The sequence below is a fragment of the Candidatus Blochmannia vicinus genome (genome assembly GCA_030020825.1).
In the GTDB taxonomy this organism is placed as follows: Bacteria; Pseudomonadota; Gammaproteobacteria; order Enterobacterales; family Enterobacteriaceae; genus Blochmanniella; species Blochmanniella vicinus_A.
This window is the reverse complement of record CP125213.1, coordinates 525,339-541,961: the sequence shown is the minus strand read 5'-3', so window position 1 is coordinate 541,961 and position 16,623 is coordinate 525,339. Positions and strand designations below refer to the sequence as shown.

11 protein-coding genes and 7 tRNA genes are annotated in these 16,623 nt (G+C 29.9%); 1 reads left to right on the top strand and 17 read right to left on the bottom strand.

The window, feature by feature from the left end; translation table 11 throughout:
- Nucleotides 1-45 precede the first annotated feature (45 nt).
- Nucleotides 46-795 (top strand): uroporphyrinogen-III synthase, encoded by a 750-nt coding sequence (hemD, locus tag QMA81_02335; protein WHL25123.1) that lies wholly within the window; start codon nt 46-48, stop codon nt 793-795.
- A gap of 116 nt (nt 796-911) precedes the next feature.
- Here hemD and QMA81_02330 read toward each other — a convergent pair.
- The 17 genes from QMA81_02330 to metF form a co-directional block, all read right to left on the bottom strand.
- Nucleotides 912-985, bottom strand: a tRNA-Pro gene (locus QMA81_02330).
- A gap of 110 nt (nt 986-1,095) precedes the next feature.
- A tRNA-Leu gene (locus tag QMA81_02325) sits at nt 1,096-1,181 on the bottom strand.
- A gap of 49 nt (nt 1,182-1,230) precedes the next feature.
- Nucleotides 1,231-1,303 (bottom strand) — tRNA-His (locus tag QMA81_02320).
- 44 nt (nt 1,304-1,347) lie between these two features.
- Nucleotides 1,348-1,421 (bottom strand) — tRNA-Arg (locus QMA81_02315).
- A gap of 539 nt (nt 1,422-1,960) precedes the next feature.
- The gene (gene rho, locus QMA81_02310) at nt 1,961-3,220 is read right to left on the bottom strand and encodes a transcription termination factor Rho (GenBank protein WHL25122.1); all 1,260 of its coding nucleotides are present in this window, start codon (nt 3,218-3,220) and stop codon (nt 1,961-1,963) included.
- A 459-nt stretch (nt 3,221-3,679) separates the two neighbouring features.
- On the bottom strand, nt 3,680-4,015 hold the full coding sequence (gene trxA, locus QMA81_02305; protein ID WHL25121.1) for a thioredoxin: 336 nt from the start codon (nt 4,013-4,015) through the stop codon (nt 3,680-3,682).
- A 239-nt stretch (nt 4,016-4,254) separates the two neighbouring features.
- Nucleotides 4,255-5,736, bottom strand: a complete 1,482-nt coding sequence (gene ilvC, locus QMA81_02300; protein ID WHL25120.1) for a ketol-acid reductoisomerase — start codon at nt 5,734-5,736, stop codon at nt 4,255-4,257.
- A 58-nt stretch (nt 5,737-5,794) separates the two neighbouring features.
- Nucleotides 5,795-7,342, bottom strand: coding sequence for a threonine ammonia-lyase, biosynthetic (gene ilvA, locus QMA81_02295; GenBank protein ID WHL25119.1), 1,548 nt, complete (start codon nt 7,340-7,342; stop codon nt 5,795-5,797).
- Between the two features lie 8 nt (nt 7,343-7,350).
- Entirely contained in the window at nt 7,351-9,204 is a 1,854-nt protein-coding gene (gene ilvD / locus QMA81_02290) for a dihydroxy-acid dehydratase (protein ID WHL25118.1), read from the bottom strand.
- 45 nt (nt 9,205-9,249) lie between these two features.
- Nucleotides 9,250-10,170: a branched-chain amino acid transaminase gene (locus tag QMA81_02285; GenBank protein ID WHL25117.1), complete on the bottom strand. Its 921-nt coding sequence runs from the start codon at nt 10,168-10,170 to the stop codon at nt 9,250-9,252.
- Between the two features lie 57 nt (nt 10,171-10,227).
- Complete coding sequence (gene ilvM / locus QMA81_02280) at nt 10,228-10,464, bottom strand: acetolactate synthase 2 small subunit (protein ID WHL25311.1); 237 nt, start codon at nt 10,462-10,464, stop codon at nt 10,228-10,230.
- 1 nt (nt 10,465) lies between these two features.
- Nucleotides 10,466-12,109, bottom strand: a complete 1,644-nt coding sequence (ilvG, locus tag QMA81_02275; protein WHL25116.1) for an acetolactate synthase 2 catalytic subunit — start codon at nt 12,107-12,109, stop codon at nt 10,466-10,468.
- Between the two features lie 1,080 nt (nt 12,110-13,189).
- A tRNA-Trp gene (locus tag QMA81_02270) sits at nt 13,190-13,263 on the bottom strand.
- A gap of 25 nt (nt 13,264-13,288) precedes the next feature.
- Nucleotides 13,289-13,362, bottom strand: a tRNA-Asp gene (locus QMA81_02265).
- 165 nt (nt 13,363-13,527) lie between these two features.
- Nucleotides 13,528-13,600, bottom strand: a tRNA-Ala gene (locus QMA81_02260).
- Between the two features lie 476 nt (nt 13,601-14,076).
- Entirely contained in the window at nt 14,077-14,925 is an 849-nt protein-coding gene (gene murI / locus QMA81_02255) for a glutamate racemase (GenBank protein WHL25115.1), read from the bottom strand.
- A gap of 422 nt (nt 14,926-15,347) precedes the next feature.
- On the bottom strand, nt 15,348-16,238 hold the full coding sequence (metF, locus tag QMA81_02250; protein ID WHL25114.1) for a methylenetetrahydrofolate reductase: 891 nt from the start codon (nt 16,236-16,238) through the stop codon (nt 15,348-15,350).
- Nucleotides 16,239-16,623 lie beyond the last annotated feature (385 nt).

Here is a 16,623-nt window from a genome sequence, read left to right as displayed (position 1 = left end):
TATTTTGCGATAAATATATATCAATAAAATTTAATATAATTAATTATGAGCATTTTAATTACTCGACCATCTCCATATGGAGAGAAACTAGTAAGTAAATTACTTTCTGTTGGTAAATGCGCGCATCATTTACCATTAATTTATTTTTCTGCAGGAGAAATGTTGTCCTTTCTGGAACAACGATTAAGTCTACTTTCTGAAGGAGATTTACTATGTATTGTATCGCAGAATGCAATTAAGTATGCTCATAACCAGTTACTTAGTATAGGAATATCTTGGCCTACTAAATTAGTATATTATTCCATTGGTCGTGCAACTAGCATAAAGATGTATAAATTATCAGGAATTACTTCAAAATATCCTAAAGATAAAGAAACAAGTGAAAATTTATTGCAACTACCTGAATTAATTTATAGTTATGGAAAACGTGTTCTTATTTTGAGAGGTAATAATGGACGTACTGTTTTGGACGATACTCTTCAGAAAAGAGGTGCATTAGTATTATCTTGTGAATGTTATCGTAGACAATTGTTAAAGTATAATGGAGAAGAGCAATCATCTAAGTTATTAGAATTAAATATTAAAACGGTAGTAGTTACTTCTGAAGAGATACTAAAACAGTTGTATTATTTAATTCCTAAATTTTACCGTACATCTTGGCTAATACGATGTAGGCTTATAGTGGTAAGTTTGCGTTTAGCTAAATTAGCTAAAGGTTTGGGTTGGACAGATATCATTATAGCATGTTCGGCAAACAATGATGTACTAGTCCATGTTTTAATTAACAACTCTTAATATTATGGTCTGGATATTAGATTCAGATTAAAATAATTAGTTTTAGTTAAAAATATATGAATTTCAGGAAATACAATAGTAGAAATATTTTAAAATTCTTATGTAGTTTATGAGAATCGGCGAGAGAGGATTTGAACCTCCGACTTCCTGGTCCCAAACCAGGAGCGCTACCAAGCTGCGCCACTCGCCGAGAATTTATAAAATTTTTGTGTAGGTTTTGTGCATTTTGTATTTCTATTTATTAATATCTGAGTTTGATAATTAACTGATTTATTATGCATAAATAATGAGAATCATTTTTGCGAAGGAAGGGGTTTGAACCCTCACGTCTTTATAAAGACACTAACTCCTGAAGCTAGTGCGTCTGCCAATTCCGCCACCTTCGCTTAGTTTAGTGTCGGGTTTTATTTTGCTTTTAATTAAATGTGTGATGTGGGTGATTGATGGGATTCGAACCCACGACTGCTGGAACCACAATCCAGAGCTCTACCGACTGAGCTACAATCACCACAGATCAATCTCAATTTTTTCATAAAATTTTTAATAAATCAATGCGTCCGACAGGATTTGAACCTGAAACCTTTGTCTTCGGAGGACAATACTCTATCCAATTGAGTTACGGACGCATTGATTCAGCGTATCGTATATGTTTAATTTATCTTTATGTCGAAAAAGATATATTTAATTAATCGCATGTAGTCATTTTATGTAAAATATCTAATTGAATGTTATTAATTAAAATGACATAAAGATAAATATTCTATAAAAATAAAAAGTTTACTTTATAGGTTTTATATGTTTCTTTAAAAAATTATTTATGCAATACAATTATATATTATTTAAGAATTTTAATAAGATAAAGTAAAGAATATAAAATGTCCATATCCTATATTAGGATAAAATTAATTAAATTACTATTTATATATAAATACATGTTTAAAATTTAATTTATATTATTTTATGTTACTTTAATATTTTTTAAAATAAGTGATTGTATATATGCATGAATTATATTACATAGTATAATGTACAATATAAAAAGCTCCAACAGCTCTTAAATAAGTTTTGTAGTAAAATTTAGTTAAATAGATTAACATAAAAATATTGTAGGTAATTTATTTCTCAAAACTCGTTCTAATATATAAATCATAATTATTATAATAAATTAACATCGTTTCATCATATCAAAAAATTCATCATTAGTTTTTGTCATAGATAGTTTATTCATCATAAATTCCATTGCGTCAATTTCACTCATTGGATGAATAATTTTACGTAAAATCCATATTTTTTGCAGTTCATCTTGAGTAGTTAACAATTCTTCTTTTCTAGTTCCAGATCGATTATAATCAATTGCTGGGAAAACACGTTTTTCAGCTATTTTTCTTGATAAATGTAGCTCCATATTTCCAGTTCCTTTAAATTCTTCATAAATTACTTCATCCATTTTTGACCCGGTATCAATTAAAGCAGTAGCTATAATAGTTAAACTTCCTCCTTCTTCCATATTACGAGCAGCTCCAAAAAAACGCTTTGGGCGATGCAAGGCGTTGGCATCGACTCCTCCTGTTAAAACTTTTCCAGATGAAGGTACAATAGTATTATAGGCTCTAGCTAATCGTGTGATGGAATCTAATAAAATAATTACATCTTTTTTGTGTTCTACTAATCGCTTAGCTTTTTCAATTACCATTTCGGACACTTGTACATGACGAGAAGCTGGTTCATCAAAAGTAGATGCAATTACTTCTCCGTGAACTAAGCGTTGCATTTCAGTAACTTCTTCTGGGCGTTCATCTATTAAAAGTACTATCAGTACACAGTCTGGATAGTTGTGACTAATACTTTGCGCAATATTTTGTAAGAGTATGGTTTTTCCGGCTTTAGGGGGTGCTACGATTAAACCTCGTTGACCACGTCCAATCGGTGATGCTAAATCTAATACTCTTGCGGTTAGATCTTCCGTAGAACCGTTCCCTCGCTCCATACGTAATCGTGAATTGGCATGTAATGGGGTGAGATTTTCAAATAAAATTTTATTACGCGCATTTTCAGGTTTATCGTAATTTACATCGCTTACTTTAAGTAATGCAAAATAACGTTCACCTTCTTTTGGAGGTCTAATTTTCCCAGAAATAGTATCTCCAGTACGTAAGTTAAAGCGACGAATTTGGCTAGGAGATACATAAATATCATCTGGACCTGCAAGATAGGAGCTATCACTAGACCTAAGAAACCCAAAACCATCTTGTAAGATCTCTAATACGCCATCCCCAAAAATATCTTCTCCAGTTTTAGCATGTTGTTTAAAAATAGCAAAAATAATATCTTGCTTACGCATGCGTGCTAAATTTTCTAGACCCATACTTTCCCCAAGGTGTACTAACTCAGAAACTGGTATGTTTTTTAATTTTGTAAGATTCATAATTATGGATTCTTAAATTGGAGGTATACAATACCGTTGGTATTAAAGAGAAATGGTTTATTGTGTAATACAATATAAAAATTGTTACTTTTATAGTATTATGGCGCTGGTGATTATATACCCAGATTAAAGACCATCAAAAAACAGGCATATAACCATCAAATACTACTTCTCTTATTATCGGATTCTCATAGAGAAATAAGTTTATAAAAATTCGCCAGTAATTTCATGACTATACCAGAAAATATGTCTACATTTTAATCTATCTTATTTACATTATACAATCGCTATTATTACTATTACAATGACGATTGTGCGTTTAATTTTTACTAAAAAATCATATATTTATGATTAATTACGGAACAACAGGTCTTCATTCTACTATAATCTTAAATAAACGTCTACTAACATATAAGATAAATTTTAAAAATTACAAGTATTAAATAATAAGTGTGAAGTTTATATATATTTTTTTAAAAATTCTTGTAATTTTTGTTTAGACAATAATCCTATTTTACTGGATAATACTGTTCCATGGCGAATTAACAATAACGTTGGAATGCTTCTAATACCATAGTTTTTAGTAGTGATTGGATTGTTGTCTATATTTAATTTTGCTATTTTTAGTTTATCATGAAATTCCATAGCTATGTCTTCTAGGATAGGTATCATTGCTTTACAGGGATTGCACCATTCAGCCCAAAAATCAATCAAGAATGGTTTACTTTCTTGATTGATAGAGTTTAATACCTTTTCTTTAAAATTAGAATCTGTCAAATTTACTATATGATTCATTTATTCTCCTTATAACTTGTTTCTATTAATTAGAATATACGTATATAAAATAATTATTTGTTTTAGTATATAATATCTTAAATTAATTAGTATTTACTATTATTTACATAATTAGTTATGTAATATTAACTTCTGTGATTTTTATTTAAAAGTATTTATTTTATTTGGATGATCGGCTAAATGATCCTTTTTGATAATAAGATAACTTGAAATCAACATATGATTACAGTTTAGATTTTTTAGTTATTAATAAATGGTAAATTTTTTATGTTTTTCATGTGACTTCTTAATTTAATTCCAACTTTTTCTATTGCATGATTTCTAATCATTGCGTTAGTATTACGTAAAATAATATTATCTATTTTAATTTCTTCAGGCGCTGATCCTAAATCTCCTTTTTTTAAATTAGGTATTATAGTTTTCTTTAATAAAGGTACTACTGCATTACAAAACAAATAATTACCATATTCTGCAGTGTCGGAAATTACTGTGTTCATTTCATATAATTTTTTTCGAGCTATAGTATTTGCAATTAAAGGTAATTCATGTAATGATTCGTAGTATGCTGATTCTGGAGCTATACCAGCTTTTATCATTGTATCGAAAGATAGCTCTACTCCTGCTTTTATTATGGCTACCATTAAAATTCCATGATCAAAATATGTTTGATCTAAAATCTCTTGTTGATAGTTTGGTGCTTGTTCTAACGGAAGTTTACTGGTTTCTTTTCTCCAAACAAGTAATTTAGAATCATTATTCTTCCAATCCGACATCATTTCTTCAGAAAATACTCCATTAAGTATATTTTCCATATGTTTTTCAAAAATTGGTTTTAATATATTTTTTAATTTTTCAGATAATATAAAAGCACGTATTTTAGCAATATTAGATAATCGGTCCATCATTAATGTGATGCCTCCTTGCTTTAATGCTTCGGTTATAACTTCCCAACCATATTGAATAAATTTTCCTGAGTACCCAGCATCAATACCGTTATTAATCATATAGTCAAAACAAAGAATTGATCCTGCTTGCAACATTCCACATAAAATAGTTTGTTCTCCCATAAGATCTGATTTAACTTCTGCTACAAATGAAGATTCTAATACTCCAGCACGATGGCTACCAAGTGCGAATGCCCAAGATTTTGCCAATTCCATACCTATATTATAGGCATTGTTTTCTTTATGTACGGCAATTAAGGTAGGTACTCCAAATCCTCGTTGATACTCTTGACGAACCTCTGTACCAGGACATTTTGGAGCAACCATTATGACAGTGATATCTTGACGAATTTTTTCTCCAACCTCTACAATATGAAATCCATGTGAATAGCCTAATACAGATCTATGTTTCATTAAAGGCTCTATTTTTTTTACTACTGCTGTGTGGTTTTTATCTGGAGTTAAGTTAATAATAATATCTGATGTTGGAATAATTTCTTCATAAGTTCCTACAGCAAATCCGTGCTGGGTCGCTCTTGACCAAGATTCTTTTTTGTTAATAATAGATTCTCGACGCAAAGCGTATGAAATGTTTACACCTGAGTCTCTCATATTTAAACCTTGATTTAATCCTTGAGATCCACAACCTATTATAGCTATTTTTTTAGATAATAAGGCTTTAATTCCACCAGAAAATTCATTATGACTCATAAATCGGCATTTTTTTAAGTGTTTTAATTTTTGTATAAAAGTTAATGTATTAAAATAATTAGCCATAAAATACCTTTTTAAGTAATGTTAAAATAATTTAATAATTTTCGTGTAAAAATAATTTTTAATTTAAAAATACTCCAAACACTGGATTGGTTGTGACGTCATGCCATTCGTATCCTAATTTAGATAGGTATTTTTCAAATTTTTCTTCTTCTTTTTGGTTAGATAATTCGAATCCAGCCAGGACACGCCCGTAGTCAGTGCCATGGTTTCTATAATGAAACAGAGAAATATTCCAATTAGCGCCTAAAGTATAAAGAAATTTTAATAATGCTCCTGGAGCTTCTGGAAATTCAAAACTGAAAATTCGTTCTTGTAAAGATTGGAATAAACGCGCTCCTACCATATATCTAACATGTAATTTTGCCATTTCGTCATCAGATAAATCTACGACGTGAAAACCATTAGCGAGTATTTCTTGTATTATTATTTTTCTTTCAGAATGTCCATTTTTCAAACGTATACCAATAAAGATACAAACTTTTTTAGATCCATTATAACGATAATTAAATTCTGTTACTGATCTGTTTCCTAATATTTTATAGAATTCTAAAAAACTGCCTTTTTTTTCTGGAATAGTAATGGCCATTAATGCTTCTCGTTGTTCTCCTAGTTCACAGCGTTCTGAAATGTAACGTAATTCGTGAAAATTTATATTAGCACCTGAAAGAACATGAGCTAATCTTTCGCCTCTTATTGCATATTGTTGAATATATTTCTTCATTCCAGCTAATGCTAAAGCGCCTGAAGGTTCAGCTATAGCGCGTACGTCTTCAAATAAATCTTTTATTGCAGCACAAATTGCGTCATTATCTACTGTAATTACATCATCTAAATATTTCTTACATAAACGAAATGTTTCGTTTCCAACGCATCGTACAGCTACTCCTTCTGCAAATAAACCTACTTTGTGTAGCCATACTGGCATTCCAGCGGATAATGCAGCGCATAAAGAAGCTGATTCTGCTGATTCAACTCCTATAACTTTTATCTGGGGCATAAGATGTTTAATTAAAACAGAAATACCTGCAGCTAACCCACCTCCTCCTACTGGAACAAAAATACGATCTAAATGAGCATCTTGTTGTAATAATTCCATTGCCAATGTTCCTTGACCTGCTATAACCGTTGGGTGGTCAAATGGAGGAATGAAGGTTAATTGATGTTTATCAGCTAAAGATATAGCTTTAATTTTAGCTTCATCAAAATTAGCCCCACATAATAATGGTTTTCCACCAAAATTACGTACTGCGTCTATTTTTATATCTGCAGTGTTTGTAGGCATTACAATTAAAGATGTTATACCAAGATGAGTAGCAGAAAAAGCTACTCCCTGAGCATGATTACCTGCTGATGCGGTAACAACTCCAGAAGATTTTTGTGCTTCATTGAGGCTTGAAAGCATAGCATAAGCGCCACGTAGTTTAAAGCTATGTACTGGTTGTCTATCCTCACGTTTTACTAATACTATATTTTCGAAACGTTGGGATAATTTGCTCATAATTTGTAATGGTGTTATTTGAGCTACTTCATATACATGAGAACGTAAAGCAGCTCGTAGATATTCTGCTGGGCAGGGCGTATTAGGGAAATAATTAATTTTTTTCATTTATAATCTTATCCTAATAACTTAGATTTATCACGAATAGCGCCTTTATCCGCACTTGTTACTAGATGGGCGTATGCTTTTAAAGAAGTAGATATATTTCTATTTCTGTTGATTGGGGTCCATGCTTTAGTTCCTCGAGCAATTTCTAATTCATATCTTGTTTTTAGTATATATTCGGAAACTTCTAAGATGATACTACGTGCACTGATATCAATACTAATCATATCTCCGTCATGCACTAAGCCGATTAATCCTTTATTAGCTGCTTCTGGAGATATATGTCCGATAGACAAACCGGATGTTCCGCCTGAAAATCTACCATCTGTAATTAACGCACAACATAAATCCAAACTCATAGATTTAAGAAAAGACGTTGGATATAGCATTTCTTGCATACCCGGCCCTCCTTTTGGGCCTTCATATCGAATTACAATTATATCTCCAGGATGCACATTTCCTGTTAGAATTGCTTGAACGGCTTCTTCTTGACTTTCATAGACTTTAGCTGGGCCATAGAATTTTTGAAGGTTTATATGAACTCCAGCTGTTTTTACAAGACAACCATCTATAGCAAGATTTCCATATAATACTGCTAAACCGCCATCTTGGCTATAAGCATTCTCGCGAGAACGAATACAACCAGAGAAACGATTTATATCTAATGAAGCCCATCTGTTTGTTTGAGTAAATGCTTGTGTAGTACGTACTCCTCCTGGTGCTGCAGCGTACATACTTTTTGAGTCAATATTACTGCAGGAAACAATGTCATATTTTAATAATGTTTCTGATAAAGATTCATTTAATATATTTCGTGTGTTTTTGTGTAATAGACCACAACGATTTAATTCACCAAGTATACCCATTACTCCTCCAGCTCGATGAAAATCTTCCATATGATATTGTTTAGTATTTGGAGCTACTGTACACAAATGTGGTACTTTGCGAGATAATCTATCAATATCTGCCATAGTAAAATCTATTTCTCCTTCTTGTGCGGCTGCAAGTAAGTGCAACACAGTATTGGTAGACCCCCCCATTGCAATATCTAACATCATTGCATTTTCAAAAGAAGATTTATTAGCTATATTACGAGGTAAAACAGAATAATTATTTTCTTCATAATAGGATTTGGCTAAGTGAACAATATATTTACCAGCATTTAAAAATAATTTTTTTCGATCAGAATGGGTAGCTAATAATGATCCATTGCCTGGTTGAGCTAATCCTAACGCTTCTGTTAAACAATTCATAGAATTTGCAGTGAACATTCCTGAACAAGATCCACATGTAGGACATGCTTTTTCTTCTATGTTTTGTTGATCAATATTAGAAATATTAGGATTTGCTGCATAAGTTATTGCATCGATTAAATTAAGTTTAATATCTTTATTATTAGATAGAGTTATTGTACCAGATTCCATTGGGCCACCTGATATAAAGATAGCTGGAATATTTAAGCGCAATGCTGCCATTAACATTCCAGGTGTTATTTTGTCGCAATTAGAAATACACACCATAGCATCAACACAATGGGCATTGATCATATATTCTACTGAATCAGCAATAAGATCTCTAGATGGTAAGGAATATAGCATGCCACTATGCCCCATGGCAATTCCATCATCTATTGCAATAGTATTAAACTCTTTTGCAACCCCTCCGTTAATGTTAATTTGTTCAGAAACTAATGTTCCTACATTTCGTAAATGCACGTGACCAGGGACAAATTGAGTAAATGAATTAACTACAGCAATAATCATTTTGTCAAAATCTTCGGTGGTCATGCCTGTAGCGCGCCATAATGCTCGAGCACCAGCCATATTGCGACCATGTGTAGTAGTAGTAGAGCGATATTGAGGCATATATATTTAAACTCCAGTATTCTATAAATGTTGAGTGTTCAATTGTTAATTAACTGGATCTAACCAGTCCCATAGATCTTCAGTTACTCCAGTAAATAAGTTAAAAAATAAATCTTGTAATTTTTTAGTAATGGGTCCACATCTACCAGTACCTACTTGAATTCCATCTATGCTACGTACTGGGATTATTTCTGCAGCAGTTCCCGACATAAATATTTCATCAGCTGTGTACAAGGATTCACGAGATAACACTTGTTCTTGTACTTCTAAACCAATATTTACTGCCAATTTAATAATAGAATCTCGTGTAATTCCAGGTAATATAGAAGAAGCACGTGGTGGTGTTAAGATAATATTATTTTTAACTTCGAATAAATTTTCACCAGCTCCTTCTGAAATATAACCGTATATATCTAACCCAATTCCTTCGTGATAACCATTTCTGCAAGCTTCATTACTAATTAGCATGGATGATAAGTAATTTCCACCAGCTTTAGCTGAACTTGGAAGAGTATTTGCTGGTACTCTGTTCCAAGAAGATACCATCACATCAATCCCTTGTGTTAACGAATCTTCTCCCAAATAAGATGACCAAGAGAAAGCTGCTATAGCAACGTCTGTAGTATATTCAGGATCTGGATTAATTTTCATTCCTACGTCTCCAATGAATACTATAGGACGAATATATGCATTAATTAAATTATTTTCACGAATAATAACTCTACATGCTTGCATTAAATCGTTGATACTCCAAGACATGGGCATACGATAAATTTTTGCGGAGTCATGCAATCTTTGTATGTGTTCGTGATGACGAAATATAACAGCCCCTTTATATGAATCATAACATCTCATACCTTCAAATACTGATGATCCGTAGTGCAGAGAGTGAGACATTACATGTATTTTAGCTTCTTTCCATGGTATGATATCTCCATTAAACCAAATAAAATTTGCTGTATTCATTTGATTTCTTCCTCGGTGATATAATCAAATATAATGTTAATTTAACAATGATTAAATTTATTGAATTTCAATATGATATATATCCGTTAGTTTATTTAATTGAGCAGATAGTAAGCAGATTGCTCTATTACTGGAAACAGTCAAAAAAATATTTATTTTTTTGTTATCAAATTTGTTATGTGACGACATATTTAATGTATGTAATTTAAAACCACGATGACGTATAACCCGAAGAATACGTTCCAGTACTTCTGGGCAAAATCTAGCTTTAATACACAAAGAATAACATATCATATTACTGCTCCAACATAGCGTCATTTGAAGAACCAGGTGGAACTAGTGGCCAAACGTTTTCGTATTCATCGATTAGTACATGTAATAAAAAAGCTTCTGTGTGCATAAATAATAAATTGATTGCATTTGATATTTGAGATTGATGAGTAATACGTAATCCATGAATGTCAAATGCTTTAGCTAAAACAAGAAAGTTAGGATTATCTGTTAATGTAGTTTCACTATAACGTTTATTAAAAAATAATTGTTGCCACTGGCGAACCATTCCTAAACGTTGATTATCTAATAAAACAATTTTAATAGGTAGGCTTTTTCGTTTAATAGTGGCAAGTTCTTGTATATTCATCATAAATGATCCATCACCAGAAATACATATTACCATATGGTTGGGTCGGCCAATTTGAGCACCAATAGCTGCTGGCGTGCCAAATCCCATAGTTCCAAGCCCTCCAGAAGTAATAAAATTTTCTGGACGATTGAATTGCATATGTTGGGCAGCCCACATTTGATGTTGTCCAACATCTGTAGTTACGATAGTATCGCAAGGAGCATTTTCACTAATTGCTCGTAATAAGGCTGGCGCGTAAATTTTGTCATCAGTAGATTGATAAGACCAACGGTACTTTAGTTTTAAAGATTTTACTTTTATTCTCCATTCGTCAATAGATAAGGATTGTGTTAATGCAAATAGTAAATCGTTTAAATTTCCCGATAAAGAAACATGAGCTAAACGTAGCTTACCGAATTCTGCAGGATCAATATCTAAATGAATTACTTTTGCTTGTGGAGCAAAAGTATGTAATTGTCCAGTTACTCGATCATCGAAACGAGCTCCAATTGCAATTAGTAAATCACATTTTTGTACTGATAAATTAGCTGCTTGATTACCATGCATCCCTAACATTCCTAAATAACAATCTTCTGTATAATCTGGTGCACCAATTCCTTTTAATGTTACTACAGTAGGTATTTTTGTTTTGGAAATGAATGTACGTAGCGACGTTACTGCTTGGGCCATGCCTACTCCCCCGCCTATATAAAGTATTGGTCGGTATGATTGAAGCATTAATACGCGAGCTTTTTCTATATCACCCTTGATGTCACAAATATATTTTTTATTATTAACATAGTATTTAGGTATTATTTTTTCGTTAGATAGCTGAATGTCTTTTGGTATATCTATTAATACTGGGCCTGGTCTTCCGTTAGAAGCAATAAAAAATGCTTCATCAATAATACCAGGTATCATATTTAATGAATGTACTAAAAAGCTATGTTTAGTGCAAGCTAAAGATAATCCTAATACATCTACTTCTTGAAACGCGTCAGTACCAATAAATTCTAATCCTACCTGTCCAGTAATCGCTACTATAGGGATAGAGTCTAATAATGCATCAGCTAGTCCAGTGATAAGATTAGTAGCGCCTGGACCAGAAGTTGCAAAGCATACACCAACTTTCCCAGTAGCCCTAGCATATCCTATAGCAGCTATAATCGCTCCTTGTTCATGTCTACATAATAAATGTTGTACTTCAGAATCAAATAATGCGTCATATATGGGCATGATAGCCCCGCCTGGGTAACCGAAAATAATATCTACACCTTTGTTTCTCAGTGCTTTTATTATCCACTGAGCTCCGTTCATATTTATTTCCTCGTGTGATTTGTATGAATTAAATAACAATCAAATTGTGTTATTCATAAATAAGTGATCTATTTTTTAAATTAATTGTAAACTATACGGAAATTATATATTGTATTAGATTTAAATAGATTTGAAATATTTATAAATATTGTGTATATATATTAAAGATATCTTTTATTTTAGGAAATCTTCATAACATTTACATCTGAGATATCAATATAAGTTTATGTTATGTATCGACGCAATTATAAAATATAATAGTATTGTTGGCTTAAAGTGCAATACTGTTGTTTATAAATAAAATTTATTTTTTAAATTTAAATAAAAATAATTATATAGAAAATTAATTTTATTATATTAGCGTTGATATTTAATTATTAAGAATATTATATTCTATAATATGTTTTGTTAAAAACTAGCAATAATTTTTAAAACAGTAATTTCCATGTTTCTTAAATATAAAAATTTTTTATAATAGATAAATATTATCGTTATATGAATAAACAAAAGAATTTGATGTGCTTAATGTTAATAATAGTAAATTCTGTTTTGTTTTAATATTTTCGTTTTAGTGGATATTTTCAATAAGGCATAACACATATTTGATTATATAGTGCATTTTATATGCTATAGATACGGTTTTTTAAAAGTGATGTTTTGTGTAAATAGGTATTATTTTTTAACAATCATCAGTATATAGTTTTTATCTCAGTTTATTATTATAAGATTGTATATATCTTAATGATTTTTTTATGAATAACAGTTATATAATCGTCCATATTTATCAACAATTTTAATTAATAGCACTTATTCCTTTTTAAGAAGGACAATATATGACATTTATATTTTAACTATACTTTAATTTTTTAAATATTTATAGATTTCAGTTTACATAACTATTTTTTATATTTACAGCGCGTATATCTTCATAAGTATATAGGATGATAGTTATGGTTTCTAACAAATATCAATAATAAAAAACGTAAAAATACGAGATTATCACACATATGTAATATGTGTGATATACATTACACAAAAACTAAACTTTATATTATTTATTTTAAAAATGTGTATGGATTACAGGGGTGAAGAGACTTGAACTCCTAGCACTCGGTTTTGGAGACCGACGTTCTACCTATTTGAACTACACCCCTTATATTATTAATAATCAATACGGAGCGGTGCGGACGGGACTTGAACCCGTGACCCCCGGCGTGACAGGCCGATGTTCTAACCATCTGAACTACCGCACCGATATTAATTAAATGACTATTATAACCATAACCAACGTTTAAATAAACATACATAATATTTATTTAAAAATTTTGCAAAAATTTTTTTGTTCTACTAGATATATTACCCTTATAGTTTGAAGTTAAAAATATATTTAACATAAAACCATCCTATATACTTAATTGTGGAGCTAAGCGGAATCGAACCGCTAACCTTCTGCGTGCAAAACAGATGCTCTCCCAGTTGAGCTATAGCCCCATATCTATCAAGTATACTGTGTAACAAGTTTAAAATAAAGATGCAAATTAAAATAATATAATTATAAAATTTTAATTTTACTGAATGAAGATAATTTTTAAAATAATGATTTTTAATTTTTTAATTGTATTAATGTTAAAACTAATTAATAATTTAAAATTAGTGTAATGAAGTTAATAATTATTTCTTATAAAAGTTTGTTGTAGTTTGATATAAATTAATTTAATAATTTAGCAGTATTACTTTAAAGTTGATAGATTTTTATAAAAAATTCGAATGTTTTGATGTTTTGAGTATACGAAATATTTGTATTTACAGACAAAATTTGATGCTTAATTTTATAATTAAAAAAATAATTATTACGTGTTTGAATATATATTTATATTTGTTAAGCATAATAAGTACATATCTATATATGTGATATATATCAATAAATATATATATTTTATAACAAAAAATTTCAAATTTTTTATAATTTATATTGATAATATTTCTAAAGAAAAAAAATTATAATGAGTCAATAAAATAGATTTTAGTTTAATAGCTGCTATAGTGTCCATAGAACAATAGATTTTGTTTGGTCTGACAGAATGAAAATTGTTTATAGATCCTTCAGTTGGGGTTTTATGTCGCAGTAAACGTAAACTATATTTAGCGATTGCGCGTCTAGAATCTATTAAATAGCTATTTGAAGATAACGTTGCGATTAATTCTTTTTTTAGTAAGGAAAAATGAGTGCATCCTAGTACTATAGTATCAGGAGGTTGTTTCATTTTTAACCAGGGGGCGAGAATATTACGAAGTATTGATAAAGATATTTTTTCGCCATATATTTTGGATTCAGCTAAGTTTACTAACTCAGGTGTGCCTAATAACATGACTTTATATTTATTTGCAAAACGTTTTACAAGACTCTGAGTATAGTTATGATTTACAGTACGATGTGTTGCTAATACTCCAATGATGCCATTTCTGGTTAATTTAGATGCTAATTTGATCGCAGGTATCGCTCCGATAATAGGAAATAAAAAGTGATTTTTTAATATTTTTAATGAAACTACACTGGCAGTATTACAAGCAATAATTACAAGATCTAATCGATGTTGCTTTTGAACAGCTTTGATTATAGAGGTTACACGATTTGTGATAAATATTTCTGAACGTTCGCCATAAGGAAAGGCTTGATTATCAAAGAAATATAAATACCATACGTATGGTAATAATTTGTGTATTGCGGTGTAAATAGACAAACCACCTACCCCAGAATCCAATATTAAGATTGTTGGTTGTTTATGTTTGTATATATTTTTACAAAAATATGTCATTTTTTATTAAATATTTGCTTGATATGGTCATATATATAAATCGGTATAATTGGGTGTATATCTAATTTACGATTTTGTTTATAATTTTATCTATAATAGAGCGTTAACCTTTTATTAAAAAGTTTCTATCTTTTGATCAAAGATATCATATTGAATGATATATCCATAGTAATGTTGGTTTTATTAAAATTATACGTTTTTTGGTTTTATTTGTATTTGGTTAAATATTTTAGTGTATATTTATCTATATATTATGCATATAATATATAGATAAATATAAATATTTTTGTCTTCTGATAAATAATTTTTGTTAGCATAATAAGTATTTTTATGTAGAAACTGAATTATAAAATATATGTTTTAAGTATATATAGAAAATAGATTTATATAAAAATTATTATTTATATATAAGACATATTATGTTAATTTTTATTTTTTATTCCTAAACTATGACATATTGCATATGTTAAATCTGATCTGTTAAGAGTATAAAAGTGAATATTTCTTACTCCTTCTTTAATAAGAATTCTAATCATGTCTATTGCTACAAATGTTCCAAGCATTTTTTGTGTTTTTAAGTCGTGATCTAATCCATGAAAAATTACGTATATCCAATGAGGTATTTTAACTTTAGTAAAAGTAATAAAATTTTGTACTTGACGAAAATTGAAAATAGGTAATATTCCGGGAATAATTTCTATATCGATTCCAACAGATACACAAAGATCTCTAAATCTTAAATATTGTTCTACATCAAAAAAAAATTGAGTGATTGCGCGATTAGCACCAGCGTCTATTTTTTTTTTCAAATTAATTAAATCTGATTGTGCATTCTTTGCTTCTGGATGTACTTCTGGATAAGCAGCTACGGAAATATCAAAATTTCCAACTTTTTTTAGTAAATATACCAAATCTGCAGCATGCATAGATGATTGATGATTTTTGTTGATTTGATCGCCTCTTAATGCAACAATATTATGAATGCCATTATTCCAGTATTCTTGAGCAATGATTTGTAATGCTTGAGGAGTTTCATTAATACATGTTAAATGTGGGGCTACTATTAATCTAGTATGTTTTTTTATATCGTTAATTGTTTTGTCGGTATAGTCTCGTGTTCCAGAATTAGCACTATATGTTACAGAAACAAAAATAGGATTTAGTTTACTTAATTTTTTTATAGTTTTCGATAATATTTTTTTCATTTCATTGGTACGTGGAGGGAAGAATTCAAATGATACATTAATATTGCCTTGTAATTCTGCTAAATATTGATTTAATATTTCTTGTTGAGCAGCATGGAACATACTCATATTTTCCTCTCGTGGATTTATAAAATAATATGCATAATCTGTCGTATGTGCTATATTATGAATAAGTATTGTTGTATATTTTGTTTAATAGTTTCATTTTCATAAAGAATTTTTTGTATTTAAGTTATATGAAAGCATGATTTCTGCTATTATAATCAGCACTAATTTAAATTAATAAGTTAAAACAATATTATTATTGTTATGAGTTTTGTATTTATAGAGATCATCTGATAGTTAGGGATATACATAATTAAATGTGCATTAATAAATAATTAGCGATGTATATCATACACCATGATTATATATTAAGCGTATTATTTTTTAAGTTATAGATTATTTAGTTAGTAACTAAAATTTATAATAGTGTATCTGTATGTTTATTAAA